This is a genomic window from Mycobacterium appelbergii (assembly GCF_032883035.1).
Lineage (GTDB): Bacteria > Actinomycetota > Actinomycetes > Mycobacteriales > Mycobacteriaceae > Mycobacterium > Mycobacterium appelbergii.
In genome coordinates this window covers 68,146-92,802 of record NZ_JAMQTH010000011.1, presented here as the reverse complement: position 1 = coordinate 92,802, position 24,657 = coordinate 68,146, and the positions used below count along the sequence as shown (strand labels likewise).

Annotated in this window: 25 protein-coding genes; 11 read left to right on the top strand and 14 right to left on the bottom strand. The window is 66.9% G+C overall.

Annotation, left to right across the window (positions count from 1 at the left end):
* Positions 1 to 17: 17 nt before the first annotated feature.
* Together kasB and M1247_RS24240 are read left to right on the top strand one after the other, a co-directional pair.
* Positions 18 to 1,271, top strand: a complete 1,254-nt coding sequence (gene kasB / locus M1247_RS24245) for a 3-oxoacyl-ACP synthase KasB (protein WP_317158953.1) — start codon at positions 18 to 20, stop codon at positions 1,269 to 1,271.
* A gap of 57 nt (positions 1,272 to 1,328) precedes the next feature.
* A complete protein-coding gene (locus M1247_RS24240; RefSeq protein WP_317158952.1) occupies positions 1,329 to 2,753 on the top strand; it encodes an acyl-CoA carboxylase subunit beta in 1,425 nt (474 codons plus the stop codon).
* Between the two features lie 107 nt (positions 2,754 to 2,860).
* Here the strand turns inward: M1247_RS24240 and M1247_RS24235 are convergent, their stop codons facing one another.
* Positions 2,861 to 3,610 carry an SDR family oxidoreductase gene (locus tag M1247_RS24235; RefSeq protein ID WP_317158951.1) on the bottom strand — a complete coding sequence of 250 codons (750 nt, stop codon included), beginning with the start codon at positions 3,608 to 3,610 and terminating at the stop codon, positions 2,861 to 2,863.
* Between the two features lie 87 nt (positions 3,611 to 3,697).
* On the opposite strand from M1247_RS24235, the gene M1247_RS24230 reads away from it, so the two are divergent.
* Positions 3,698 to 4,576, top strand: a complete 879-nt coding sequence (locus tag M1247_RS24230) for a LysR family transcriptional regulator (RefSeq protein ID WP_317158950.1) — start codon at positions 3,698 to 3,700, stop codon at positions 4,574 to 4,576.
* Here the strand turns inward: M1247_RS24230 and M1247_RS24225 are convergent.
* Complete coding sequence (locus M1247_RS24225) at positions 4,573 to 6,138, bottom strand: glycerol-3-phosphate dehydrogenase/oxidase (protein WP_317158949.1); 1,566 nt, start codon at positions 6,136 to 6,138, stop codon at positions 4,573 to 4,575. The two genes, M1247_RS24230 and M1247_RS24225, sit on opposite strands and share 4 nt — an antisense overlap.
* Positions 6,135 to 6,710 carry a TetR/AcrR family transcriptional regulator gene (locus tag M1247_RS24220; protein ID WP_317158948.1) on the bottom strand — a complete coding sequence of 192 codons (576 nt, stop codon included), beginning with the start codon at positions 6,708 to 6,710 and terminating at the stop codon, positions 6,135 to 6,137. Before M1247_RS24220 ends, M1247_RS24225 begins: the two co-directional genes overlap by 4 nt.
* Before the next feature lie 50 nt (positions 6,711 to 6,760).
* Here M1247_RS24220 and M1247_RS24215 point away from each other — a divergent pair, with 50 nt between their 5' ends.
* A complete protein-coding gene (locus tag M1247_RS24215; protein WP_317159112.1) occupies positions 6,761 to 8,341 on the top strand; it encodes an FAD-binding oxidoreductase in 1,581 nt (526 codons plus the stop codon).
* A 2-nt stretch (positions 8,342 to 8,343) separates the two neighbouring features.
* Positions 8,344 to 9,237 carry a diacylglycerol kinase gene (locus M1247_RS24210; protein WP_317159111.1) on the top strand — a complete coding sequence of 298 codons (894 nt, stop codon included), beginning with the start codon at positions 8,344 to 8,346 and terminating at the stop codon, positions 9,235 to 9,237.
* Positions 9,238 to 9,299: 62 nt separating this feature from the next.
* On the opposite strand, the gene M1247_RS24205 is transcribed toward M1247_RS24210, so the two are convergent.
* The 3 genes from M1247_RS24205 to M1247_RS24195 form a co-directional block, all read right to left on the bottom strand.
* A complete protein-coding gene (locus tag M1247_RS24205; protein WP_317158947.1) occupies positions 9,300 to 9,812 on the bottom strand; it encodes a DUF3145 domain-containing protein in 513 nt (170 codons plus the stop codon).
* 114 nt (positions 9,813 to 9,926) lie between these two features.
* Positions 9,927 to 10,760, bottom strand: a complete 834-nt coding sequence (locus tag M1247_RS24200) for a serine hydrolase domain-containing protein (RefSeq protein ID WP_317158946.1) — start codon at positions 10,758 to 10,760, stop codon at positions 9,927 to 9,929.
* Positions 10,761 to 10,771: 11 nt separating this feature from the next.
* On the bottom strand, positions 10,772 to 11,653 hold the full coding sequence (locus tag M1247_RS24195; RefSeq protein WP_317158945.1) for a chemotaxis protein CheY: 882 nt from the start codon (positions 11,651 to 11,653) through the stop codon (positions 10,772 to 10,774).
* A gap of 94 nt (positions 11,654 to 11,747) precedes the next feature.
* Here M1247_RS24195 and M1247_RS24190 point away from each other — a divergent pair, with 94 nt between their 5' ends.
* On the top strand, positions 11,748 to 12,833 hold the full coding sequence (locus M1247_RS24190; protein ID WP_317158944.1) for an S-(hydroxymethyl)mycothiol dehydrogenase: 1,086 nt from the start codon (positions 11,748 to 11,750) through the stop codon (positions 12,831 to 12,833).
* Complete coding sequence (locus M1247_RS24185) at positions 12,830 to 13,462, top strand: MBL fold metallo-hydrolase (protein ID WP_410506930.1); 633 nt, start codon at positions 12,830 to 12,832, stop codon at positions 13,460 to 13,462. The genes M1247_RS24190 and M1247_RS24185 overlap by 4 nt, the downstream gene beginning before the upstream one ends.
* On the opposite strand, the gene M1247_RS24180 is transcribed toward M1247_RS24185, so the two are convergent.
* On the bottom strand, positions 13,459 to 14,187 hold the full coding sequence (locus tag M1247_RS24180; RefSeq protein ID WP_317158943.1) for an SHOCT domain-containing protein: 729 nt from the start codon (positions 14,185 to 14,187) through the stop codon (positions 13,459 to 13,461). The two genes, M1247_RS24185 and M1247_RS24180, sit on opposite strands and share 4 nt — an antisense overlap.
* A 15-nt stretch (positions 14,188 to 14,202) precedes the next feature.
* Between M1247_RS24180 and M1247_RS24175 the strand changes: the two genes are divergently transcribed.
* A complete protein-coding gene (locus M1247_RS24175; RefSeq protein ID WP_317158942.1) occupies positions 14,203 to 14,421 on the top strand; it encodes a DUF1049 domain-containing protein in 219 nt (72 codons plus the stop codon).
* Positions 14,422 to 14,423: 2 nt separating this feature from the next.
* A complete protein-coding gene (locus M1247_RS24170) occupies positions 14,424 to 15,497 on the top strand; it encodes a class I SAM-dependent methyltransferase (RefSeq protein ID WP_317158941.1) in 1,074 nt (357 codons plus the stop codon).
* 4 nt (positions 15,498 to 15,501) lie between these two features.
* Here M1247_RS24170 and M1247_RS24165 read toward each other — a convergent pair whose 3' ends face one another.
* Together M1247_RS24165 and M1247_RS24160 are read right to left on the bottom strand one after the other, a co-directional pair.
* Positions 15,502 to 17,058, bottom strand: a complete 1,557-nt coding sequence (locus M1247_RS24165; RefSeq protein WP_317158940.1) for an acetolactate synthase large subunit — start codon at positions 17,056 to 17,058, stop codon at positions 15,502 to 15,504.
* A 178-nt stretch (positions 17,059 to 17,236) separates the two neighbouring features.
* Positions 17,237 to 17,860: a TetR/AcrR family transcriptional regulator gene (locus M1247_RS24160; RefSeq protein WP_317158939.1), complete on the bottom strand. Its 624-nt coding sequence runs from the start codon at positions 17,858 to 17,860 to the stop codon at positions 17,237 to 17,239.
* A gap of 29 nt (positions 17,861 to 17,889) precedes the next feature.
* Here M1247_RS24160 and M1247_RS24155 point away from each other — a divergent pair, with 29 nt between their 5' ends.
* Positions 17,890 to 18,705, top strand: a complete 816-nt coding sequence (locus M1247_RS24155; protein WP_317158938.1) for an alpha/beta fold hydrolase — start codon at positions 17,890 to 17,892, stop codon at positions 18,703 to 18,705.
* Positions 18,706 to 18,739: 34 nt separating this feature from the next.
* Here M1247_RS24155 and M1247_RS24150 read toward each other — a convergent pair whose 3' ends face one another.
* From M1247_RS24150 to M1247_RS24140, 3 genes are all read right to left on the bottom strand, one after another.
* On the bottom strand, positions 18,740 to 20,488 hold the full coding sequence (locus tag M1247_RS24150; protein WP_317158937.1) for an Hsp70 family protein: 1,749 nt from the start codon (positions 20,486 to 20,488) through the stop codon (positions 18,740 to 18,742).
* A gap of 64 nt (positions 20,489 to 20,552) precedes the next feature.
* Positions 20,553 to 21,581 carry an NAD(P)H-dependent amine dehydrogenase family protein gene (locus M1247_RS24145; RefSeq protein ID WP_410506933.1) on the bottom strand — a complete coding sequence of 343 codons (1,029 nt, stop codon included), beginning with the start codon at positions 21,579 to 21,581 and terminating at the stop codon, positions 20,553 to 20,555.
* Between the two features lie 55 nt (positions 21,582 to 21,636).
* On the bottom strand, positions 21,637 to 22,185 hold the full coding sequence (locus M1247_RS24140) for a TetR/AcrR family transcriptional regulator (protein WP_317158935.1): 549 nt from the start codon (positions 22,183 to 22,185) through the stop codon (positions 21,637 to 21,639).
* 112 nt (positions 22,186 to 22,297) lie between these two features.
* Between M1247_RS24140 and M1247_RS24135 the strand changes: the two genes are divergently transcribed.
* Positions 22,298 to 23,044, top strand: coding sequence for a 3-oxoacyl-ACP reductase family protein (locus M1247_RS24135; protein WP_317158934.1), 747 nt, complete (start codon positions 22,298 to 22,300; stop codon positions 23,042 to 23,044).
* A 3-nt stretch (positions 23,045 to 23,047) separates the two neighbouring features.
* Here the strand turns inward: M1247_RS24135 and M1247_RS24130 are convergent, their stop codons facing one another.
* Entirely contained in the window at positions 23,048 to 24,133 is a 1,086-nt protein-coding gene (locus tag M1247_RS24130) for a glycoside hydrolase family 183 protein (RefSeq protein WP_317158933.1), read from the bottom strand.
* Positions 24,124 to 24,642, bottom strand: coding sequence for a hypothetical protein (locus M1247_RS24125; RefSeq protein WP_317158932.1), 519 nt, complete (start codon positions 24,640 to 24,642; stop codon positions 24,124 to 24,126). The genes M1247_RS24130 and M1247_RS24125 overlap by 10 nt, the downstream gene beginning before the upstream one ends.
* Positions 24,643 to 24,657: the final 15 nt, after the last annotated feature.

Here is a 24,657-nt window from a genome sequence, read left to right as displayed (position 1 = left end):
GAAAGACTCAGCAAATTATGGCGGGATTGTCCACGGGCACGGGTCTGCCCAATGTGGTTGTCACCGGCGTAGCCATGTCAACGGCGCTGGCAACCGATGCCGACAGTACCTGGAAGAAGCTGCTGGACGGCCAGAGTGGCATCCGGTTGCTCACTGATCCGTTCGTCGATCAGTACGACCTACCGGTTCGCATCGGCGGTCACCTCCTCGAGGAGTTCGACCATGAGTTGACGCGGGTCGAACTACGCCGGTTGTCATATCTGCAGAAGATGGCGACGGTGATCGGCCGCCGGGTTTGGGCCAATGCAGGCTCCCCGGAGGTCGACACCCGTCGGTTGGCCGTGTCGATCGGCACCGGCATGGGTTCCTCCGAGGAGCTCGTGTTCGCCTACGACAACATGCGGAACAAGGGCCTCCGTGGCGTGTCGCCGCTGGTCGTCCAGATGTACATGCCGAACGGGGCAGCCGCGGCCGTGGGCCTCGACCGCAAGGCCAAGGCCGGGGTCTCCACCTCGATCTCCGCCTGCGCGTCGGGTTCGGAGGCCATCGCCAATGCGTGGCGCAATATCGTGCTCGGGGAAGCCGATATCGCCATCTGCGGCGGCGTGGAGACCAAGATCGAGGCGGTGCCGATCGCCGGCTTCGCGCAGATGCGCATCGTGTTGTCCAACAGCAATGACGATCCGCAGGGCGCGTGCAAGCCGTTCGACAAGGACCGCAACGGCTTTGTGTTCGGTGAAGCCGGTGCCCTGATGGTCATCGAGACCGAGGAGCACGCCAAGGCACGCGGAGCCACCATCTACGGCCGGTTGATGGGCGCCAGCGTCACCTCCGACGGCTACCACATCGTGGCCCCGGACCCCAACGGCGAGCAGGCGGGTCACGCCATGACTCGCGCCATCCAGCTGGCAGGCCTGCAGCCCACCGACATCGACCACGTCAACGCGCATGCCACCGGCACCAGCGTTGGCGATGTGGCCGAGGGTAAAGCGATCAACAACGCGATGGGTGGTCACAAGCCCGCGGTCTACGCACCGAAATCTGCGCTGGGCCATTCGGTCGGCGCGGTCGGTGCGGTGGAGTCCATCCTGACGGTGCTCGCGCTGCGGGACGGCGTCATACCCCCGACACTGAACCTGAACAACCTCGATCCGGAGATCGATCTGGACGTCGTTGCCGGGGAACCGCGGCAGGGCAACTACGAGTACGCGATCAACAATTCGTTCGGATTCGGTGGGCACAACGTCGCGCTCGCCTTCGGGAAGTACTAAAAGAGCACTTTCGGGACGGCAACGGCCGATCATCCGACGGGCTACAGGAGGTTTTTTATGACGATCATGGCTCCCCAAGCCGTCGGTGAGACGCTCGACCCGCGCGATCCACTGCTGCGCCTGAAGATGTTCTTCGACGACGGCAGTGCTGTCGAGTTGCTGCACGAGCGGGACCGCTCGGGCGTGCTGGCCGCCGCGGGCACCGTCAATGGTGTTCGCACCGTTGCGTTCTGCACCGACGGCACCGTCATGGGCGGGGCCATGGGCGTCGAAGGCTGCGCCCACATCGTCAACGCCTATGACACCGCCATCGAGGATCAGAGCCCGATCGTGGGAATCTGGCATTCCGGTGGTGCCCGGCTGGCCGAGGGCGTCAAGGCCCTGCACGCGGTCGGCCTGGTGTTCGAGGCGATGATCCGGGCGTCGGGCTACATCCCGCAGATCTCGGTGGTCGTCGGCTTCGCCGCCGGTGGTGCGGCCTATGGGCCTGCCCTGACCGACGTGATCGTGATGGCGCCGGACAGCAAGGTGTTCGTCACCGGTCCCGACGTGGTGCGCAGCGTCACCGGCGAGGACGTCGACATGGTGTCGCTCGGGGGTCCCGAAGCCCACCACAAGAAGTCCGGCGTGTGCCACATCGTCGCCGACAACGAACTCGACGCGTACGAGCGCGGTCGCCGGCTGGTTGGATTGTTCTGCCAGCAGGGCCATTTCGATCGCAGCAAGGCCGAGGCTGGGGACACCGATCTGGCCGCACTGCTGCCGCCGTCCCCCCGCCGTGCGTATGACGTGCATCCGCTGCTGACCGCCCTGCTCGACGAGGGTGTCCCGTTCGAGGAATTCCAGGGCAAGTGGGCACCGTCGATGGTGGTCGGCCTAGGCCGGCTGGCCGGGCGGTCGGTCGGTGTGTTGGCCAACAATCCGCTCCGTCTGGGCGGTTGCCTGAACTCCGAAAGCGCCGAGAAGGCAGCACGTTTCGTGCGGCTGTGCGACGCCTTCGGGATTCCACTGGTGGTCGTGGTCGACGTGCCCGGCTACCTGCCGGGTGTCGATCAGGAATGGGGCGGCGTGGTCCGTCGCGGCGCGAAACTGCTGCACGCGTTCGGCGAATCGTCGGTCCCGCGCGTCACGCTGGTGACCCGGAAGATCTACGGCGGCGCCTACATCGCGATGAACTCGCGGTCCCTGAACGCCACCAAGGTGTTCGCCTGGCCGGACGCCGAGGTCGCGGTGATGGGCGCCAAGGCCGCGGTCGGCATCCTGCACAAGAAGAAGCTGGCCGCCGCCGCACCGGAAGACCGCGAGGCGCTGCACGAGCAGCTCGCCGAAGAGCACGAGCGCATCGCAGGCGGTGTGGACTCGGCGATCGAGATCGGTGTGGTCGACGAAAAGATCGACCCGGCCCACACCCGCAGCAAGCTGACCCAGGCGCTGGCCGAGGCGCCCGCACGTCGCGGTCGCCACAAGAACATCCCGCTGTAACCCTTCCCCGCGCGGGTAATTCCGCGCGGAGCACCTTCCCTGCGCGAGCAGACAGTTCGGTCCCCGAAAACCAATGGTTTCGGGGACCGAACTGTCTGCTCGCCGGGTCAGCGGGTGGTGTAACCGCCGTTGGCGAAGATCGTCTGTCCGTTGATCCAGTGCCCTTCGCCGGCGAGGAACACGACCAGCGGGGCGATATCGGTGATCTCGGTCAGCCGGTTGCCCATCGCCTGTGATTTGTGGAACTCGACGCGCTCCGGGGTTTCCTGCGGATAGAAGAATGGGGTGTCCATCGGCCCCGGTGCAACGTTGTTGACGTTGATCCCACGCGCTCCGAACTCTTTGGATGCCGCCCGGGTGAAGTGTTCGACGGGACTCTTGGAACCCGCGTAGGTCGAGTAGCCGTCGGTATAGGCGGCCAGCAGGGCCGTCACGATCGTCACGACCGACCCATTGTCATTGAGCCGTTTGCCGGCCTGCTGCAAAAAGAAGTAGGCCGCCTTCGAGTTGATGTCGAACATCGAATCATATTCGGCCTCAGTGGTTTCCACGAACGGCTTGCGGAGCACCTTGCCGACCGTGTTGATTGCGATATCGACGCCACCGAAGGCGTCGACGGCGGCGTCGAACAGTTTCTCGACATTGGCCGGAACTGTCAGATCGCCCTGCACCTTGATGGCCTTCACGCCGGACCCCTCGACCTGCGCGACGGTCTTGTCTGCCTCGGCCTCGGTCGAGGCGCTGTTGTAGTGCACCGCAACATTGACGCCTTGACCGGCTAACGACGTGCTGATCAGTCCGCCCAGGTTCTTGGCTCCGGCGGCGACGATTGCCGACTTCCCTTGAAGTTTGCTCATGGCTTCGAAGATAGTCGATCAATTCACAACTGAAAAACACAATTGCCCGCAGTAACGACAAGTTTTATTTGTGGTTAGGTTGACGACATGACGCGACCCTTTCCCGACCTGCGCAGACTTCGGCACTTCATCACGGTCGCTGAAAAAGGTAGCTTCACCCGGGCCGCCGAAGACCTGCACCTGAGCCAGCAGGCACTGAGCAGCTCGGTGCGCCAACTTGAGAAAGAGCTCGATGCTGTGCTTTTTGTCCGCGAGGGGCGCCGCGTGACGCTCACGCCTGCCGGTCAGTTGCTGGCCGATGAGGGCCGCCCCCTGTTAGCTGCCGCGCATACCGTTGCCGATCACGTACATCGCACCGCAGCCACGGCGAGGGAGGTGTACGTCGTCGGGCACACTCCCGCCCTCAGCGGCACCGAGGTCTACGAACTGCTGGAACCGGCCGTCGAAGCGTTCGCTGACGCCTCATTCACCTTTCGTCAGATGTTTCCTGGCCAGCTGGTGGCCGGCATCCTCGACGGTTCCGTTCACCTGGGCTTGCGGCGTGGCGTGGTGCCCGTGGGCGATCTGGCGGCCGCAGTTCTCGGATACCACCCGGTGCGATTGGCCCTGCTCACCGAGCACCCGTTGGCGACCCGCGATGCCGTGGACATCGCGGACCTGGCCGGGCAGACGATCGCGCTGTGGGCGCCGCCAGGGTCCTCCTACTACAGCGACTTTCTGCTGGGCGCGTGTCGACGCGCAGGCTTCGAGCCCGATTATGTCGTCAGCCGGGTCCAGGGTGCGGCCACGGTGGCTGCGCCGCTGACCACCGGCGCGATCGCGTTCGTCACCGCCCCGGCCGGGCCCGCGATGGACGGGCGGGTGACGGTTGTCGACGTGCGGCCACCCCTGGTGGTTCCGGTGCAGGCGTTGTGGCAACGGCACACTGCGTCGGCAATCCGCGACCTCATCCTGGCGGACCATTAACGGGTCTGGGCCAGCATCTCCATCGCGGTATCGGTGGCGCGCTCGCGGTCAGCCTCGACGAGGCCGATCCTGGTGCGGCGGTCGAGGATATCGTCGACGCGCAGGGCGCCTTCGTGGGTCACCGCGTACTCGAATTCCGCCCGCGTGACGTCGATGCCATCGGCCACCTGCTCGGTCGGCCGTTCGCACGACGCGCTGGCGATGACGTTGGGCGCTTCGGCGCCGTACCGTGCCACCAACGATGACGGCAGCTCATACGAAGAACGCAGGGCGGCCACCGGATTGGCGGGCGCGCCGACCAACGGCAGGTTGCGGGTGCGGCAGTCGCCTGCGGAGAGCCCGCGTGTCCGCACCGCCCGGTCCAGCACATCCTGCGCCATGTAGCGGTATTCGGTGAGTTTCCCGCCGATCACGCTGATCATGCCGTTCGCCGATTCCACCACCGCGTGATCGCGGGACACATCGGCGGTACGGCTTTTACCTCCCTTGCTCCCCGCGTCCGCGGCACCCACCTCGATGAGCGGTCGCAACCCGGCGTAGGACCCGATCACGTCGCCCGTGGTCAGTGCGGTGGCCAATGCGGTGTTGACGGTGTCCAGCAGGAACGCAATCTCGGCCGGGCTCGGTTGCGGCACATCGGGAACCGGGCCCGGCGCGTCCTCGTCGGTGAGACCCAGATAGACGCGACCCAGCTGTTCGGGCATGGCGAACACGAACCGGTTCAACTCCCCCGGTATCGGGATCGTCAGTGCGGCAGTGAGGTTGCCGAATGCCGCGGCGTCGAACACCACATGTGTACCCCTGCTGGGGCGCAATGTGATCGACGGGTCCACCTCCCCCGCCCACACCCCGGCAGCATTGATGACAGCGCGGGCCGCCACATCGAACGATTCCCCGGTGAGCTCATCAGTGAGGCGCACCGAGTCGCCCCGGGCGTCGGTGGCGGAGACGCGCGTGAAGATCCGGGCTCCGTGCTGGGCGGCGGTGCGCGCGACGGCCGTCACCAGACGGGCGTCGTCGATGAGCTGGCCGTCATAGGCCAGGAATGCGCCGTCGAGGCCGTCGCGACGAACTGTCGGCGCCAATTCGACCGCACGCGCGGCATCGACGCGTCGAGAGCGGGGCAGCGTCGCGGCCGGAGTCCCTGCCAGCCTGCGCAACCCGTCGCCCGCCACGAAGCCGACCCGTACCAGGGCACGCGAGGACCGACTCATCGACGGGAGCAAGGGCACCAGCTGCGGCATGGCTTTGACGAGATGAGGGGCGTTGCGGGTCATCAGTATTCCGCGCTCGATGGCGCTGCGCCGGGCGATTCCGACGTTGCCTGTGGCCAGGTAGCGCAGCCCGCCGTGCACCAGCTTGGAGCTCCACCGGCTGGTGCCGAACGCCAGGTCGTGTTTCTCCACCAGCGCCACACTCAGCCCGCGGGTGGCCGCATCCAGCGCGATGCCCGCACCGGTGATGCCACCGCCGATCACGATGACGTCGAGGCGCTCACCGTCGGCGAGCGCGGTGAGTTCGGCGGTGCGTCGCGCGCCGTTGAGCGCAGTCACGTCGGTCATGGTTTGAGGTATCCGTTCAAGGAGTGGGTCAGTTCGGTGGCCAGCGCGTCGGTGTCGAGGATCGGCGCGACCATTTGCGCGGACTGGACGGCGGATTGGGTGATCAGCAGACACATCGTGGCCAGTTGACGCGGATCACCTTCGCGTACGCTGCCGTGTTCCTGGGCAAGTTTCAGCTCGCCGGCGACGGCGTCGATGAGGATCTGCTGACTGGTGCCCAATCGCTCGGCGATGTAGACCATCGCAAGTTCCGGCGCGCTGAGCAGCACGGCCATGATGACCTCGTCGCGGCGCAACCGCTGCGACACCGTGACGATCCGGGTGACCAACGCTTCCCGGCCGGAGCCGGTGTTTTCGACGTCGTCGAGCACACGGACGATCCGCGCGGTGAGCAGCGCCGCGAGGATCGAGCGGGTGTCCGGGAAACGCCGGTAGACCGTGGGCCTGCTGACCCCGGCGCGTCGCGCGATCTCCGCGAGTGTCACCCGCTCGACGCCGAAGGCCAGCACACAGCTCGCAGCGGCGTCCAGAATCTGGTCGGCGCGCGATTCACCGTTACTGATTGACATCATGTGTAATACTGTAACGCATGACGCGCCCGGTTGAGCAATACCTGCCCCCGATGAAATGGAATGCCTGGGGTGACCCGCAGGCGGCCAAGCCGCTGTCCGACGGCATCCGGACCCTGTTGGAGGAGGCGCTCGGCATCGAAGCTGCCCCCGGTGCCGAACTGACCCCCGACCAGGTCCAGCTGCGCCCCTCGGCGCTGACTGCGCAGGGCCGCGACGGACTGATCGCGATTGTCGGCGCGCAGTACTGCGGCACCGACGACACCTCGCGGTTACTTCACGCGGGCGGCAAGTCCACGCTGGATCTACTGCGCCGCAAAGACACCGGCATCCAGGATGTACCCGACGCGGTGCTCCTACCCGCCGACGAAATCGAGGTGGCCGCAATCCTGGCCCACTGCACCGAACACCGGATCGCGGTTGTCCCGTTCGGTGGCGGCACCAGCGTGGTCGGCGGAGTCGATCCGCTGCGCGGCGAGTTCTCCGCGGTAGTGTCGTTGGACCTGCGCCGGCTCGACGCCTTGCATGCGATCGATGAGGTGTCCGGCGAGGCGGAACTCGGCGCCGGCGTCACCGGGCCGCAGGCCGAGGAATTACTAGGTGCGCACGGGTTTTCGCTCGGGCACTTCCCGCAAAGCTTCCAGTTCGCCACCATCGGCGGGTTCGCCGCCACCCGATCCTCCGGCCAGGATTCGGCCGGCTACGGCCGGTTCGACGACATGGTCCGGGGCCTGCGCGCGGTGACCCCTGCCGGGATACTCGACCTCGGCCGCGCCCCCGCCTCGGCCGCCGGACCCGATCTCCGGCAGCTCATCGTCGGCTCGGAGGGCGTATTCGGCATCATCACCCGCGTGCGGGTGCGGGTGCATCCGGTCCCCGAATCGACCCGCTATGAGGCCTGGTCGTTCCCCGACTTCCCCACCGGAGCCGCGGCACTGCGCGCGGTCACGCAGACCGGCGCCGGCCCGACGGTGATCCGGTTGTCCGATGAAGCCGAGACCGGGGTGAACCTGGCTACCACGGAAAGCATTGGGCAGCAGAGCATCACCGGCGGCTGCCTGGCCGTCACGGTCTTCGAGGGCACTGCCGCGCATGCCGAAAGCCGGCACGCCGAGACCCGTGCGGTGCTGCAGGAGCACGGCGGAACCTCGCTGGGTGACGGCGCGGCCCGCGCCTGGGAAAAGGGTCGGTTCGGTGCGCCGTATCTGCGCGATTCGCTGCTTTCGGCAGGCGCGTTGTGCGAGACGCTGGAGACCGCCACCAACTGGTCGAACCTCGCGACGTTGAAAGCCGCTGTCACCGAGGCGCTGACCACCACACTCGCCGAAACCGGCACACCCGCGCTGGTGCTGTGCCACATTTCGCACGTGTACCCGACCGGCGCATCGCTGTACTTCACCGTCGTGGCCGCACAGCGCGGCAACCCGCTCGAGCAGTGGCGCAAGGCCAAGACAGCCGCCTCCGAAGCAATGGTGCACAACGGTGGCACCATCACCCACCATCATGCCGTCGGCGCCGATCACCGCCCGTGGATGCGCGACGAGGTCGGAGACCTCGGTGTCGAGATCCTGCGGGCGGTCAAGGCAACCGTGGATCCGGCCGGAATTCTCAACCCCGGCAAGCTGATTCCGTGACCATCGCCCGGGTCACCGTGCTGACCAACCCGCTGTCCGGGCACGGTAACGCACCCCATGCCGCGGAGCGGGCCATCACCCGATTCCAGCAGCGGGGCATCGACGTGTGCGCGATCGTCGGCACCGATGCCGAGCATGCCAGCCGGCTGGTCGATAAGGCACTCGAGGCGGGCACCGATGCTCTGGTGGTGGTCGGTGGCGATGGGGTGATCTCACTTGCGCTGCAGGCGCTGGCCACCGGGGATGTCCCGTTGGGGATCGTGCCTGCCGGCACCGGCAATGACCACGCCCGCGAGTACCGGTTACCTACCGGTGATCCCGCGGCCGCTGCCGACATCGTGGCGGACGGCCACATCGAGACCGTCGACCTGGGACGCATCGAGGACCGCTCCGGCGCAGTCAAGTGGTTCGGCACGGTGATGGCTGCCGGATTCGATTCACTGGTCAGCGACCGGACCAACCGCATGCGGTGGCCACACGGTCGGATGCGCTACAACCTGGCGATGGTGGCCGAACTGTCGAAACTGCGACTGCTGCCGTTCCAACTGTCCTTCGACGGCGGGCCCGAGATCGACACCGAACTGACCCTGGCCGCATTCGGCAACACCCGCAGCTACGGCGGCGGCATGCGCATCTGTCCGGACGCCGACCATTCCGACGGGCTGCTCGACGTCACGATGGTGACGTCGGCCTCTCGCGCCAAGCTCATCCGGCTGTTCCCGACAGTGTTCAAGGGCACGCACACCCACCTCGACGAAGTCAGCACCCGGCGGGCGACGACCGTCAGCGTCGACAGCCCAGGGATCAACGCCTACGCCGACGGGGATTTCGCGGCACCGCTGCCGGTGACAGTGTCGGCCGTGCCCCGCGCACTGAAGATCCTGGTGCCGAGATAGGCCGCGCTACCCGACCGCAGCCCAATGTCGTCGGCTACCCGACCGCAGCCCAATGTCGTCGGCTACCCGACTCCGCGGTTCAGCCAGCTGACCTCACCAGTGTCCCCACCATCGCGGTAGGGCTCCAGCGATTCGTCCCATGCGGTGCCGAGCACAGAGTCGAGATCGGCGGCCAGGGCGTCGGCGCCACCGGCCATCAGGCTGCGCAGTCGCATCTCGCCGACCATCACGTCACCGTTGGCGCTCATGACACCGCTCCACAAACCGAGCTGTGGGGTGTGGCACCAGCGGTGGCCGTCGACGCCGGCGCTCGGGTCCTCGGTCACCTCGAACCGCAACACCGACCACGAGCGCAGGGCATTGGCCAACTGCGCCCCGGTGCCGACCGGCCCAACCCAATTGGTGACCGCGCGCAGCTGACCGGGCATGGCCGGCTGCGGGGTCCACTTCAGGTTGGCGCGCGCCGACAGGGTCGACGACAACGCCCACTCGACATGTGGGCAAACCGCCGCGGGTGAGGCATGGACGTACACCACGCCCGTCGCCGCGTCGGCGAACTGGTTCGACGCACGCATTTGCTACTCCTTCGGCTTCACGAGGGACGTCTTCCCCAACGACCTGGTGATTCCGATTCGAGCAATGCAGTTGTGTCGCGCGTGTCTATTGTGCCCTGTGAGGTCTATGTTGCGCTAGTCTGTGCCGATTTCTCTCAGCACTCCATCAGATATCGCCGGCCACAACGGATACGTCCAGTCCCCGAAATCGCGGTCCGTGAGCGTCACCAACGCCAGCTCGGCAATCGGATCAACCCACAAAAACGTCCCTGACTGGCCAAAATGCCCGAATGTGCGCGGTGAGTTCGTCGCCCCGGTCCAGTGCGGCGCCTTGTTGTCGCGAATCTCGAAGCCGAGTCCCCAATCGTTGGGCCGCTGTTGCCCGAACCCGGGCAACACGCCGTCGAGACCGGCAAACTGCACCGAGACCGCGTCGGCGTGCATGTCAGGTGAGACCAAAACCGGCCGCAACAACTCGCCGGCGAACGCCGCCAGATCGGCCACCGTCGACACCACACCGAACCCGGCAGCCTCGGACCCGCCCAACAACTCCGTCGACGCCATCGCGAGCGGCGCGAAGACCGCCTCAGTCAGGTACGCGCCGAACTCGATGCCGGCAGCGTCCTCAATCGCCCGCGCGAGCAACTCGAACCCGTAATTGGAGTAGACGCGGCGCTGCCCCGGACGGGCGATCACGTCGGCCGAACGCATCGAGACCCCCGATGCGTGGGCCAGCAGGTGCCGGATCGTCGACCCGGGCGGCCCGGCGGGGGTGTCGAGGTCGACCACCCCTTCCTCGATGGCCACCTGCGCGGCCCGTGCCACCAGCGGCTTGGTGACCGAGGCCAGCGGGAAGGGCTTGGCGGTGTCACCGTGGGTCGCCAGCACCCCTGACGGCCCGATCACCGCCGCCGCAGCGGTTGACACCGGCCAGTCATCTAGAACATTGAGAACATCCGTAGCGCTCATCGGGCGCAAATCTAGCCGGTTCGTCCCATACCGCGCGCAAGCAAACCCTCGGCCATGGCCGTTGCCACCGCATCGACCTCCGCAACCAGACGACGCAGATCGACCCCACGACGCATCAACTCCGCGCGGTCGACCATCTGCTGGGCCGCGAGTCGATGCACATCACAGATCGCACGATAGGCCGCGTGCGGCGTCTCCGGCTGGGTGGTTTCGCACCATTGCTGCATGGACTGCGTCCAGGACCGCAGCCGTGCACCGTCGGTGCGAGGCTGGGGCAGGGTCAGCACCCGCCGGTAGACATCGCCGGCCCATTCGACTGGCACTCGCTCGTCGAGCATCGGGAGCAGGACGTCGTCAAGTGTTCGGTAGCCGGCGGCGTCATCGGCGGATACCGCGGCCACACCGTCGAGGACCCGCGCCAGAATCGCAAGCGCCACGTCGTCGACATGCTCAGCGATCCGGGCCACCTCCGCCGCGGCCGCGGGCAGCGCAGAATCAACGCCGTCGTCCGCGGTCGTCACCGCGGTGAGGTAGGTGAGATAACCATGTGCGCTCGCCTCGGGAACACCCTGCAGGAGGACTGCGGCGCGCTGCGCCCAGTTCCGTGCCAGGCTGACATGTCCCCGAGCAAGCCAGGCCAGCCCGAGTTCGGTGGCCTTCATGGCCGCGAGTACCGGATCGGTGCGCAGGAGGCGGGTGTGTACCTGCTCGTTGATCCGTACGGATTCCGAGCCGTGGCCCTGACGCCATGCGGCCGCGGCAAATACCGCGAGATCTTCGGTGTCGAGAGGTTGCACCGCATCGACACGGCTGAAGGATTCGTAACTGGTCAGCCACTCTTTTCGCTGATACGCCGACCGCGCGACAGCGAGAAGTTCGGATCGATCGTCCACCACAACCAACGGTAACGCGAAGCCGCGCGCAGAACAGCCGGTTCGGCGGACCGCACCACCCGACCGCGAAATGGGTACGTATTAGGTTGTAACCATGGCTCAGACAGTGCGCGGTGTGATTTCCCGGTCCAAGAAGCAGCCCGTCGGGTTGGTCGACATTGTCATTCCCGACCCGGGCCCGGGTGAGGTGGTGGTCGATGTGATCGCCTGCGGGGTATGCCATACCGACCTGACCTACCGCGAGGGTGGGATCAACGACGAATACCCGTTCCTGCTGGGGCATGAGGCCGCAGGCACGGTCGAAGCCGTCGGCGACGGGGTCACCAACGTCGCACCCGGTGACTTCGTGATCCTCAACTGGCGCGCGGTGTGCGGACAGTGCCGGGCCTGCAAGCGCGGTCGCCCGCAGCTGTGTTTCGACACGTTCAACGCCACCCAGAAGATGACCCTGACCGACGGCACCGAACTCACCCCAGCCTTGGGCATCGGCGCGTTCGCCGACAAGACCCTCGTGCACGAGGGCCAGTGCACCAAGGTCGATCCCGACGCCGATCCGGCGGTCGCGGGCTTGTTGGGCTGCGGGGTGATGGCCGGCATTGGCGCGGCCATCAACACCGGCGCGGTCAACCGTGACGACACCGTGGCCGTGATCGGCTGCGGCGGTGTCGGTGATGCCGCGATCGCCGGTGCCGCCCTGGTCGGTGCGAAGAAGATCATCGCCGTGGACACCGACAACAAAAAACTGGACTGGGCCCGTGAATTCGGCGCCACCCACACCATCAACGCCCGCGAACTGGACCCGGTCACCACCATCCAGGACTTGACCGGTGGTTTCGGCGCCGACGTGGTCATCGACGCGGTCGGGCGCCCCGAAACCTGGAAACAGGCGTTCTACGCGCGCGACCTGGCCGGCACCGTGGTCCTGGTCGGGGTACCCACACCGGACATGACCCTGGAAATGCCGCTGGTCGACTTCTTCTCCCGCGGCGGATCATTGAAGTCCTCCTGGTATGGCGACTGCCTGCCCGAACGCGACTTCCCCACCCTCATCTCCCTCTACCTGCAGGGCCGTTTGCCGCTGGACAAGTTCGTCTCCGAACGCATCGGGCTGGACGGTATCGAAGACGCGTTCCACAAAATGCACGCCGGTGAAGTCCTGCGCTCGGTGGTGATCCTGTGACCGGGCCCGCGCAGATTCAACGCGTCGTCACCCACGGCACCTTCGAACTCGACGGTGGCAGTTGGGAAGTCGACAACAACATCTGGGTCGTCGGTGACGACTCAGACGTGGTGGTCTTCGACGCCGCCCACACCGCCGCCCCGATCATCGAGGCCGTGGCCGGCCGCAACGTGGTCGCGGTGGTATGCACCCACGGACACAACGACCACATCACCGTCGCTCCCGAGCTCGGCGCCGCCCTCGACGCGCCGGTGCTGCTGCACCCCGCCGATGAGATGTTGTGGCGGACGACCCACCCCGACAAGGATTTCCGCAGCGTCACCGACGATTTCGTGCTGCGCGCCGGCGGCATCGAGCTGCACGCCCTGCACACCCCCGGGCACTCCCCGGGTTCAGTCTGCTGGTCAGCTCCCGAACTCGGCGCGGTGTTCTCCGGAGACACCCTGTTCCAGGGCGGCCCCGGCGCCACCGGGCGGTCGTTCTCCGATTTCCCGACGATCCTGGACTCGATCTCCAAGCGGCTGGGCACCCTGCCCGCAGACACCGTGGTCTACACCGGACACGGCGACACCACCACCATCGGCGACGAAATCGTCAACTACGACGACTGGGTCGCCCGCGGGCATTAGCCGTTCAGAATCCGGCGCTTCTCCGCTTCGAACTCAGCTTCGGTGAGTGCTCCGGAATCACGGAGTGCGGCAATCGTTTTGAGTTGCTCGAGCCTGACCCCCTGGTCCGTCGGCTCGTGACTCGCGGCGACAGTATTCCCGTAGGCGGGCGTGGGCACCTCGGCCACCGGCCCGAGTGGACGCGCTCGCTTGCCGGCCCGGGCCGACCACATCAGGCTCGTCACCAGCATGAGCGCACCGGCCGCCGTCAGGCCGCCGAGCGCCCACACCGTCCAGCCGTAGGCGCTGCCATGCCCGAACGCGAGCCGGGGACTGATGTATCCGTTGACCTCGCCGTCGGTGACAATCTCATAGGTCGCCTCCTCGGCGACGTGCGCCACCCACACCCGCACCCGGGCGTCATTGTTGACAGTCGTAGTACCGCCCATACTTTCGGTGACCACCGGATCGGCGACCCCAGCGGGTGCGCTGATGCGCAGCCCGAGGCGTGGCACGGGCAGCCCGCCACCCGAGCCGGTGGTGTAGGTGTGAAAGCTGATCGTGACCTCGCCTGCGGGCAACTCCACGCTGCCGGTGCCCGGTATCTCGACTTCGCCGTAGGCATCGAACTTGTCGAGGACAAACGCGTTGAGCATGAGCATGACGAAGAATCCGATGCCGGCGGCGGTGAAGACCAGGATGGACATCACGACTGCAATCCGCGGGGCGCCCCGTCCGCTGCTCATGGCCGGAAGTCTGTCATGACCCCGCCACCAGCGACTACCGTCGAGGTTGACGTACTTCAGCCTCTGGAGGTCACCATGGCCCGCGATGACGATGTCAGGACGCAGACCAGCCCTCCTGCGCGCCGGTCGGCATTGCGCTATTGGGTGACGCTCGAGTCGCCGATGTGGTTCATCTTGGTCATCATTTTCGTCATGGGACTTCTCATCGGGCTGCTGCGGCTGCGACGGAGCTAGCAATGCCACAATCCAGCATCGTGGTGCGGCCGGACCCGTCCGACGGCACGCCCCAGACGCCGAGTACCCGACTGCAGGCGGCCGGGCTGAATTCGGCGATCAGGCTTTTCGAACAGGCGGCCCGGACAGTTCCACTGCCCTCCGCGCCGCAGCCGATTGTCATCGCCGACTACGGCGCCGGTACCGGGCACAATGCCCTGGTGCCGATCGGCGCGGCGATCACCGAGCTGCGCAAGCGCACCAGACCCGAGCACTCGGTGCTGGTGACCCACACCGATACGCCTGACAACGACTTCACCGCGCTGTTCCGCACCCTCTCCGAGGACCCGGGCACCTACCTGCACAAGGGCTCGGCGATCTTCACCTCCGCGATCGGCAGATCCTTCTACGACCAGATCCTGCCGTCGAACAGCGTGCACCTCGGCTGGTCGGCGTGGGCGATCCTGTGGCTCGGTAAGGCGCCACGACCTGTCGGAGACCACATTGCCGTGACCTACAGCAGCGACGCAGGGGTGCGTGACGCGTATGCCAGGCAGGCGGCCCACGATTGGCATGAGTTCATCGCCTTCCGCGGCCGCGAGCTGTGTCCGGGCGGCCGTCTGGTGGTGACGACGATGGCATTGGCCGATGACGGCGATTTCGGCTATCAGCCGCTGCTGGCCGCCATCAGCGACACGTTGCACGAGCTGACCACCGATCGCTTGGTCCACACCGACGAGGTCGAACGAATGTCGTTGCCGATCGTGGCCCGCCGCGCTGCAGACTTCACCGCCCCCTTCGCACCGTCCGGGCGGTTCGAGCGGCTATCGATCGACCAGCTCGAGGTTTTCGACGCCGAGGACAGATTCTTCAATCAGTACCGGACCCACAACGACGCAAAGGTTTTCGGCGCACAGTGGGCGGCGTTCTGCCGGTTCGCGGTCTTCGACGTGTTCGGTGCCGCGCTGCAGGGAGACCCGGCACGACGCACGTCCTTCTTCGAGCGACTGGAAGCAGGCATCGCGGCGCGACTGGCAGCGCGTCCCGAGCGGATACGGATTCCGCTGGCTCAGCTCGTACTGGAGAAGCGTCGCTGATCAGCTACCCGACCGACCAGGCCGGCACCGCGGCGTCGATCAGATGCGGCCCGGGTTCGGACACCGCGGCGCGGAACTGTTCGGCGAGTTCCTCGGCGGTGAACGCCCGCGTGGCAGGCACCCCGAACCCCTGTGCGATGGCGGCGAAATCGATGTCGGGATGGCTCAGGTCCAGCAGAGAACGGGACCGGTCCCCGGTGGCCGCGGTGCCGACACGCTGCAGCTCCATCTGCAGGATGGCGTAGGCGTGGTTGTTGAGGATCACCACGGTGATGTCGAGGTGTTCGCGAGCCATCGTCCACAGCGCCGAGATGGTGTAGGCGGCACTGCCGTCGGACTGCAACGCGATGACGGGACGATGCGGCGCGGCGACCGCGGCACCGACTGCCACCGGTAGGCCCTGACCGATCGCACCTCCGGTCAGGGTGAGCACATCGTGGGGCGGGGCGGTTGCCGTTGCTGTCGGCAGGAAGACTCCGCTGGTGTTGGCCTCGTCGGAGATAATGGCATTCTCAGGCAGTAGCGCACCGACGACCATGGCCCAGTTCTGTGGAGTGAGCGGCCCTTTCGGCAAGTCGGCGGGGCCTGGGTCGGTTGTCGGTGGCAGGGCGCCGCCGACTTCGTCGTCAAGTGCGTGCAGATCGGTGACAGCCAGCGTGTGCACCTGTGCTCCCTCCGGAACCAGCTCGCTCGGCTTGCCCGGATAGGCGAAGAACGACACCGGCGCCGAGGCACCGACGAGTATGAGCTGCGTGATACCCGAAAGTTGTTGGGTGGCTTGCTCGGCCAGATACGCAAGTCTTTCGATGGCGGGAACACCTCGACCGCGCGCCAAGCGGGCCGGGAACGTTTCGATGAGTGCGCGGGCACCGGTTGCCGCACAGATCCGTGCGACGGCACCGAGGCCGGCCGGGGTGGTCGATGCGCCGCCGAGCAGGAACAGAGCCTTGTCACCGTGACTGCGCAGCATTTCGGCGGCGCCGGTGACGTCGATGTCACCGGCGGGTGCCGACCCAGTCCGAGCCTGCGGCAGCGCGCGCTGCGCAGTAGTGCCCCAGGAGAAGTCGGCAGGCAAAATCACCGTGGCCACCTGCCCCGGCGGGCCGGCCGCACTGCGCACCGCGTCGCGTACCACAGCGTCGAGATCGGCCGCACCGGCCGGCCGGTGTACCGAACCGCAGAGCCACCCTCCCAGTGCGTCGATGTCGGATTCCAGTGGTGCGTCGAGCGATTTGTGATAGGTCGCATGGTCGCCGACGATGTTGACCACCGGACTGTGTGCGCGGCGGGCGTTGTGCAGATTCGCCAGTCCGTTGGCCATCCCGGGCCCGAGATGCAGCAGTGTCGCCGCGGGTGTTCCTGCGATGCGGGCATAACCGTCGGCCGCTCCGGTCGCGACGCCCTCGAACAGGCACAGCACCGGACGCATCGAACGGCCCGATTCCCCCACGGCGTCCAGGGCGGCGACGAAGTGCATCTCCGAGGTGCCGGGATTGGCGAAACACACCTCGACTCCCTCGGCCAGCAATCGCTGCACCACCACCTGCGCGCCGGTGCTCATGAGCGCCTGCGCATCAGGAGCAGCCCAGTTGCGTTGCAGGTCCCGGTCTCACATTGATCACACCCGTCATGCACGCGTCCATAGTGGTCGGCCATGCTGTGCTGCGCCAGTGCGTCCGCGATATCGATGTGGAGGCCCTGGTCGAGTACTCCCCCGACGTCGCCGACGCACTGGAGTCCTACTCTTGATGGCCGGACGTGTCGGTGCAGATGACCTCAACGGCAGCGTCGATCAGGGCATCGAGCACCTCCGATGACGCGCCGCTACGCGTCCGGACCGCCAGGTTGTTCAGCGCGGCGGTGGCGATCTGGGCCAGCACCGCAGGCGGGTGGTCAGCCAGTTCTCCCTGGTGCGCGGCGCGTTCGAAGCGTGCGGTGAACGCCGCGGTGAACGCGGCGAACGTGGCTTCGATGATGGCGGCGACCTCCGGGTCCCGGTTGGCCTCCGTCACCGCGGTGCCGAGCAGAAAACAGCCACGCGCATCGTCGGCCAGGTAAAAGTCGCGCGCACCGCGAAAGAGGTCGTACAGCCCGTTGCGCAGCGGCGACGGCGCGGCCAGTGCGTCGGTCAGGGTCTTCTGACCGACGCCTGCGTACTCGGCCACCGCCCGCAGGTACAGCGCTCGTTTGTCTCCGAATGCCGCGTAGATGCTGGGCCGGTTCATCCCCATCCCCGTGGCCAGGTCATCCAGCGATGTGGCGGCATATCCGTTGCGCCAGAACACGTCGCGGGCGTCGCGCAACGCCACCTCAGGGTTGTAGGCGCGCGGACGGCCACGTCGCCTGGGCTGAGCACTGGTCATCTGCAGAATTTTATACTAGTTTGCACAAAATGAGCGTCTTCCACGTCGAGGCCGGCGAGGGCGAGCCGGTCCTGCTGCTGCACGGATACCCCCAGAGCGCGTCATGCTGGCGCCACCAGATCCCTGAACTGGCCGCCGGCCACCGCGTCATCGCCCCCGACTGGCCGGGTTTCGGTCGCTCCTCCCCGCCCGACACGCCCGCTGACTATGACGCCGAGGTGGAACGGATCGGTCAGCTCGCCGATTCCTTCGGACTGGACCGCTTCAACCTCGTCGCGCATGACTACGGCGGATTCCTCGGGCTCGGCTACACTTTGCGCCACCCCGAGCGCGTGAAGCGGCTGGCGCTGCTGAATACACGGGCGCACAGGGTATTCCGGCCCTGGTTCTACCGATTCTCCCTTGGCCAACGATGGGCGGTAACCAGGACACCTGCCGTGGCGCGCCGGCTGCCACTGGGCAAGGTGCACCAACTGTTCCTGCAGCCCTACCGTCAACTCGGCTGCTGGGACAGCGCTATCGAGGCCGAGTACCTCGGCTGGATGGATTCGGCGCGGGGGCGACGCACCTTCGTCGACTTCTTCACGCACTACCACCTACCCGAAGTGCCTTGGCTCGCCGAGGGGCTGGGCAATATCGAGTGCCCGGTAGCGATCATCTGGGGCGACCGCGACCGCTACATCCCGTGGAGCACGGCCACCGAACTCGCCGAGCGCATCCCGGCCGCCACCTTGACGCGGCTGCACGGTGCCGACCACTACGTCATGGAGGAGCGGCCCGATGAGGTGAGCACCGCTCTGCTGCAACTACTGGCCCGGCCATGCACCGCGCGGACCGCGCAATAAACGCGGCGGGGAGGCATCCGCTCGCGGTGAAAAGTTAACCGCTCTGGCCCGCGCCAGGGGCGGGGACCCACGGCAGACCGGGGATCGTCGGGTACGGCGCGGTCGGGCTCCACGGCGGCTGCGTCGACGTGGGCGCCTCCGTGGTCGGTGGCGGCGCCTCGGTCGTCGTCGGCGGTGGGGGCTCCGTCGTCTCCGGCGGCGGCGGGGCCTGGGTCTCGGGCGGTGGGGGCGGCGGAGCGGTCTGGGTGACCGTCACCGGCGGTGCTACTTCCTCGGTGACGGTCTGAACCGGCTCCGGTGCCGGGGCGGGCTGTTCGGCAGGCGCGGCAGAAGCCGGTGGCTCGGGCAGGGCCACGGTGGTGGTGACGGGTGCTGTCGTCGACGCCGGGACCGGCCCCTCGCCGCTGTCCTGGTTGACGAGCAGCACCACCGCGCCCGCAATCACCAGTGCCGCAACGCCGCCCACACCCAGCGCGACCGCCCGACGGCGATACCACGGCCGGGCCGCCTGCTGGTCGTACTCGGTCGGCTCGGGTTCACCGAACTGCACTTGTGGGCGCGCGGCAGTGAGCCCGCCACGCGCCATGTCGTCGTACTCACCGGGAAATGCCGCGGGCGCGACGTCGGGAATGTCCTGGGCGTCCGACCAGGCGAGCGCCTGAGGGGCGGCGGGCGGCTCGGGCGCCACGAGCGCCGCCGCGGTGGCCGGGGCCGCCGAGGCCAACGCGGTCACGCCCTCTACTGTCGTTCCCCTGGCCGCGGTCAGACCCGCGCCGATCGCCGCCGTCAGTTCCGGGGACGCCCCGGTGATCACCGGCACCCGGAAATGCTCCGACAGCGTGGTGGTGACGGCGGGGAGTCGCGCGCCGCCGCCGACCGACGCCACCGCCACCAGATCGCCGGGGCGAAGCCCGCTGCGATCCAGCGTGTCCTGAAGCACCGCGACGAACTCGCCGAGGGGTTCGCGGATGGTGTCGTCAAGTTCGTTGCGGTTCAACCGCACATCGATTCGATGGCCCGGCAGTTCGGCGACCAGTGCGGTGACGGACTCCACCGACAGCCGCTCCTTGGCGCGGCGGCATTCGGCACGCAGCCGGCCCAACGATCCGATCGCCGAGGTGCCGGCGAGGTCGATGGTTCCCGCGGCCGCCAGATCGTTGACCACGTGGGTGAGCACTGCCTGGTCGATGAGATCGCCGGACAGGTCGGGGTGACGGACCGTGGGCCCGATGGGCGCATAGCCACCGGCCGCGTCCACCACCGTGATGCTGGTCCCGCTGCCGCCGAAATCGCACAGCGCGATCGCTCCGCGGGTCGGCACGCCGGGATCGTCCTGTAGCGCGGTCAACGCCGCCGTCGCATCGGAGACGACGGTGAGCGCTGCCGGGTCAGCGAACTCCGGCACCGAAGCCAGTGCGCGTCGCAGCGCGTCGACCTGGTTGGGCCGCCAGTGCGCGGGGTGGGTGATGGTGATCGGATCACCGGCCGGGCGACCCCGGGTCAAGGTGTGTAGGAGCGCGCCGAGCGCGTCGGCGACCAGCGCTTCGCCGCGGTGCGAGGATCCATCGGAGGCCAGGATGGCGACCGGATCCCCCGTCCGTTCGACGAAGTCGGTGATGATCAGGCCGCGTTCGTTCAGATTGGGGTTCTCGCTGGGTAGACCCACCTCGGACGGGCGATGAGGGTAGAGCGTGAGCACCGGCGACCGCGTCACCGCAGCCCGGCCCACTATCACTGCCGTCAGGTTGGTCGCCCCAACCGACAGCCCGATCCCGTCAGTCATGTCACCCCGTTTCGAGAGAGAACCCTATCCGGTAGTCCATCTCGGTTAACGCGGCGAATGTTACTTAGCGAATGGTGCCCGCTCCTGGAATCAGTGGTAGATCCAGGGCGGTGACCCATCCTGGCAAATGTTGATTGACTGCGGGGACGGCGTTGAGCGCACGCAGGCCGGTGGCCAGGCAGCCCGCTGCCGCCGCATCGCGACCAGAGCCGTCGGTGAACCGGAACGCCGTCTCCTGTGAAATGCTCGGGGTTCCCTCGATGTCGACGCGGTAGACGTCGTTGTCGTTGCCCGCGGGCCAGTCCGGTGCAGCGTCCAGGCCGATGCGGTTGACGTGTTCCAGTTGGATGCGGGTCTCACCCCGGTAGATGCCGTTGATGGTGAACCGCACCGCGGCGACGTTTCCCGGCGCGATGACGCCCTTGGCCGTCTTGCGTTCGTCGGGCGTGACCCATTTGTCCCAGGTGGTGGTGATCTCGTCCAGTTCGATGCCTGCGGCATGCGCGATCATCGGAACCGTTGCGCCCCAGGCGAAGATCAGGATGTCCGGGGATTCCAGTAGCGGCCGGTGTTCGGGCGGCTTGCCGATCCCCATCTCGAACTCGTAGTCACCGGTGTAGTTCGTGTAGTCCAGCAACTCCGAGGCGCGTACCCGCCGCACCTCCGAACACAGGCCCATCAGGGTCATCGGAAACAGATCGTTGGCGAAGCCGGGGTCGATGCCGGTGGTGAAACACGACGACTGCCCGACCTCGCAGGCTTCGGTGATGGGTTCGATCCAGTTCGGCGGATTGAGGTGCATCTTCGGCCACACCCACGGGGTCATCGCGGTCGAACAGACGTCGATACCGGCCCGCAGGAAACGGGTGATCACCTCGATGTTCACCTCGGCGTGCGCCGCGGTGGGCCCGTAGTGCACCACGGCGTCGGGCTTCAAGGCGATCAGGGCGTCGATGTCATCGGTGGCGATCACGCCTACCGACCCAGGGAGACCGCAGATTTCGCCGGCGTCGCGGCCGACTTTCTCCGGGTTGCTGACCCCCACGCCGACAAGCTCGAACAGTGGGTGCTTGACGATCTCCGCGATCACCATGCCGCCCACAAAACCGGTGCCCCAGACCACGACCCGTTTCGTCACGGCGTTCACCTTAGGGCTTCGGCCAGCCTGCCAGGGCCAGATCGGCGATTGCGTGCAATTCTTCACGCGAGGCCCCGCTGCGGGCCTGGATCGAAATCCCTTGGCAGACCGCGGCAATCCAGCGGGCCAGCAACAATGTGTCAACCCCGGACAGTTCGCCCGTGGCCACCGCTTCGTCGAACCGGCGTGCCAGCTCGTGGGCCGCGGCGTCGCGAAACTCGGCCAGCCCGGCCGCATTTCCGACCAGGAGGCAACCGTGAGTGTCACCCGAGGTTGCCTCGGCCGCGCCGTGCACCATCGCCTCGGCAACCTCGCGCGCAGTCGGGCGAGTGAGCGCCGCCGCCGTGTAGCCGCCCGGGCCGTCGATGTACCGCTGCTTGGCCCGCTCGAAGAGACCTTCTTTCGAGCCGAACTCGGCGTAGATGCCGCGCCGGTTCACCCCGGTTGCCTCGCTCAGGTCACTGACCGACACACCCTCGAACCCACGGTCCCAGAACAGCTTCATCGCGATGCCCTCGACCTGATCGGGGTCGAACCCCCGGGGCCGCCCTACCGCCATGATCCTCCTTCCGTGATGCCGGTCACACCGGGAATCTTCCGCTCGACAATGGACTTGACCTCATCATACTTTGTAACCAATCAGTTCGAAACACTGTCGAGAGGTACGCAACATGAGCACAGCACCCCTGACCGGACGGCGCGCACTGGTAACTGGAGGATCACGCGGAATCGGCGCGGGCATCGTGCGCCGGCTCGCCGCCGACGGCGCCGCCGTCGCGTTCACCTACGCGTCATCAGCCGCCGAGGCCGACAAACTGGTCGCCGAGCTGACTGCGGACGGTGCCAAGGTGGTGGCCGTCCAAGCCGACAGCGCCGACCCGACTCAGGTCACGGCCGCGGTCGAGGAGACCGTGACGGCTCTGGGTGGGCTCGACATCCTGGTGAACAACGCCGGGACTGCCTACATTGCGCCAATCGGGGACTTCCCGCAGGAACAGTTCGACCGCCTCGTGGCGATCAACATCGGCGGCGTGTACTCGGCGATTCGCAGTGCAGTGGGTCATCTCGGCGAGGGTTCGAGGATCATCAACATCGGCAGCATCAACGCCGACCGGGTACCGGTCGCCGGGTTGGCCGTGTACGCGATGACCAAGGGGGCGGTGGCCTCCCTGACCCGCGGGCTCGCACGTGAACTGGGACCCCGCGGCATCACCGTCAACAACGTGCAGCCGGGCCCGATCGACACCGACATGAATCCCGCCGACGGCGAATTTGCCGACGCCATGCGGCAAGTCATGGCGCTGGACCACTACGGACACACCCGGGACACCGCTGCGGTGGTGAGCTTCCTGGCCGGCCCGGAAGCCGGATACGTGACCGGTGCGAACTGGAACGTCGACGGCGGCTATACCGCGTGACGATCACAGATTGACGGGGTCCTCCGGCGGTCGCGTCGAGGCGGTGTCCTTCAAATGACCTTTGAATTGCATTGCCCGATACGGCCATCCGGAGTCCGTATGCCACTGGGACACGACCAGACCGACACCACCCCGGATGTCGAAGCGCGATCCGGGCAGGATGTATCCGCCGTAGAGCTGGGCGACCCGGTTCTTCCCGTGATTCTCCCCGGACCAGGACGAGCCGGCGATCGGGCTCTGAACCGGTGTGGTGTGCATATTCGTGATGGGTGAGGCGACGACGCGATAACCCAGGGCGTACTTCGAGGCGAAAAATCCGCCCAGAACCCACTTTCCGGGCGCCATCCGGCGAAAACTCAGCTCACCCCAACGCTCGGCGGCCGGTGTGATCGGCGTGGCCCGCTGCCCCCACTCCCAACGCCGGCCGGTGAAGCCCCAGCTGTAATACCGTGACCGCCTGCCGATCTGATCGGGCCGAACCCGCATCAGGATGATGCCCTTGTCCCGCTGAAATCCCGTTGCCGCCACATAGACCCAGCCGTCTTCGGGATCGAAGTCCCACGACCAACATTGAGCGTGACCACCGTGCAGATCGGCAGGGAATCTGGCCTGCTCCCCCAGATGCGTCCAGGAGACCCCGCTGTCGTCGGAACGCCAGATCTCGGTCCAGCTGACATTGCCGAATCCACGATTGACGATGGCGTGCAGATAGATCGAGTCCTCGACGCGCAGCAGGTCCGAGGGGATCACCGTACTGATCCCGCTGCGGCGCCACCCGGACGCGGCGTCGTCGTGGACGTAATGCCACAACTGCCTGGCGTAGTCGGGATCCGGACCGCCGGCCCGTTCGTAGATGATCTCGTGGTCGGCGTCGCCGGTGCCGATCAGCACCACCGGTGAGCGCCAGTCACCCCGGCCGACCCGGCGGCCGGAAAATGTGTCACCGAACACCGATACCAACGTGCCGTTCGGTGCGATGACCGAGGCGCCGAGATCGGTGCAGGTCACCCCGAACCGGTCGGTCAGGCCGGGGCCGGTGAGGTCGACGACCTTGCCATCGCGCAGCGGGACGGCACCGCTCAGATGCACAACCGCAGGCCCCCGGACTGACAATTCAGCGGATAGGTGTCGACCGGAATCGGCAGCGGGTGCTTGTAGGACAAGGTGAACGGGAACGTGTGTATCGCCGGCGCCAATCCGCAATCGGCGTTGTTGGCCACCGACCGAGTGCCGCTGAGCTTCACATCGTCGAACTTGTAGGTCTCGGTGATCGGTGCCCAACTACCGTCGGAGCATTGAATGCCCTCCAGGACCGAAGTCGAGTAGACCCACTGTCCGCCGGTCAGCCGGGCGTCTCCGCCCTTGGTGCCGCGGGTCGTCTCGACGTGGAGACGACACGCCACCGCCAACTCCAGAGGCTCCCGCAGATCTCCGACGGTGGGCACACAAGACGGGTATATCGACCAGGTCTCCGCGCCCAAACCCTCCTGCGCGTAGTTGTATACACCGTTCATCACGGGCTCGGCCTGTGCTGGGCCCGCAAACCCCAGGTTGAGCCCGATTCCGAGCGAGAACACCAGGGCAGTCGCAGCAGCCATGCGCTTGAACGTCAC

What these genes read in the sequence shown, in the direction of transcription:
- kasB (WP_317158953.1), top strand. Translation starts at nt 18, where the DNA reads ATGGCGGGATTGTCCACGGGCACGGGTCTGCCCAATGTGGTTGTCACC.
- M1247_RS24240 (WP_317158952.1), top strand. Translation starts at nt 1,329, where the DNA reads ATGACGATCATGGCTCCCCAAGCCGTCGGTGAGACGCTCGACCCGCGC.
- M1247_RS24235 (WP_317158951.1), bottom strand. Translation starts at nt 3,610, where the DNA reads ATGAGCAAACTTCAAGGGAAGTCGGCAATCGTCGCCGCCGGAGCCAAG.
- M1247_RS24230 (WP_317158950.1), top strand. Translation starts at nt 3,698, where the DNA reads ATGACGCGACCCTTTCCCGACCTGCGCAGACTTCGGCACTTCATCACG.
- M1247_RS24225 (WP_317158949.1), bottom strand. Translation starts at nt 6,138, where the DNA reads ATGACCGACGTGACTGCGCTCAACGGCGCGCGACGCACCGCCGAACTC.
- M1247_RS24220 (WP_317158948.1), bottom strand. Translation starts at nt 6,710, where the DNA reads ATGATGTCAATCAGTAACGGTGAATCGCGCGCCGACCAGATTCTGGAC.
- M1247_RS24215 (WP_317159112.1), top strand. Translation starts at nt 6,761, where the DNA reads ATGAAATGGAATGCCTGGGGTGACCCGCAGGCGGCCAAGCCGCTGTCC.
- M1247_RS24205 (WP_317158947.1), bottom strand. Translation starts at nt 9,812, where the DNA reads ATGCGTGCGTCGAACCAGTTCGCCGACGCGGCGACGGGCGTGGTGTAC.
- M1247_RS24200 (WP_317158946.1), bottom strand. Translation starts at nt 10,760, where the DNA reads ATGAGCGCTACGGATGTTCTCAATGTTCTAGATGACTGGCCGGTGTCA.
- M1247_RS24190 (WP_317158944.1), top strand. Translation starts at nt 11,748, where the DNA reads ATGGCTCAGACAGTGCGCGGTGTGATTTCCCGGTCCAAGAAGCAGCCC.
- M1247_RS24180 (WP_317158943.1), bottom strand. Translation starts at nt 14,187, where the DNA reads ATGAGCAGCGGACGGGGCGCCCCGCGGATTGCAGTCGTGATGTCCATC.
- M1247_RS24175 (WP_317158942.1), top strand. Translation starts at nt 14,203, where the DNA reads ATGACCCCGCCACCAGCGACTACCGTCGAGGTTGACGTACTTCAGCCT.
- M1247_RS24170 (WP_317158941.1), top strand. Translation starts at nt 14,424, where the DNA reads ATGCCACAATCCAGCATCGTGGTGCGGCCGGACCCGTCCGACGGCACG.
- M1247_RS24165 (WP_317158940.1), bottom strand. Translation starts at nt 17,058, where the DNA reads ATGAGCACCGGCGCGCAGGTGGTGGTGCAGCGATTGCTGGCCGAGGGA.
- M1247_RS24160 (WP_317158939.1), bottom strand. Translation starts at nt 17,860, where the DNA reads ATGACCAGTGCTCAGCCCAGGCGACGTGGCCGTCCGCGCGCCTACAAC.
- M1247_RS24155 (WP_317158938.1), top strand. Translation starts at nt 17,890, where the DNA reads ATGAGCGTCTTCCACGTCGAGGCCGGCGAGGGCGAGCCGGTCCTGCTG.
- M1247_RS24150 (WP_317158937.1), bottom strand. Translation starts at nt 20,488, where the DNA reads ATGACTGACGGGATCGGGCTGTCGGTTGGGGCGACCAACCTGACGGCA.
- M1247_RS24145 (WP_410506933.1), bottom strand. Translation starts at nt 21,581, where the DNA reads ATGGTGATCGCGGAGATCGTCAAGCACCCACTGTTCGAGCTTGTCGGC.
- M1247_RS24140 (WP_317158935.1), bottom strand. Translation starts at nt 22,185, where the DNA reads ATGGCGGTAGGGCGGCCCCGGGGGTTCGACCCCGATCAGGTCGAGGGC.
- M1247_RS24135 (WP_317158934.1), top strand. Translation starts at nt 22,298, where the DNA reads ATGAGCACAGCACCCCTGACCGGACGGCGCGCACTGGTAACTGGAGGA.
- M1247_RS24125 (WP_317158932.1), bottom strand. Translation starts at nt 24,642, where the DNA reads ATGGCTGCTGCGACTGCCCTGGTGTTCTCGCTCGGAATCGGGCTCAAC.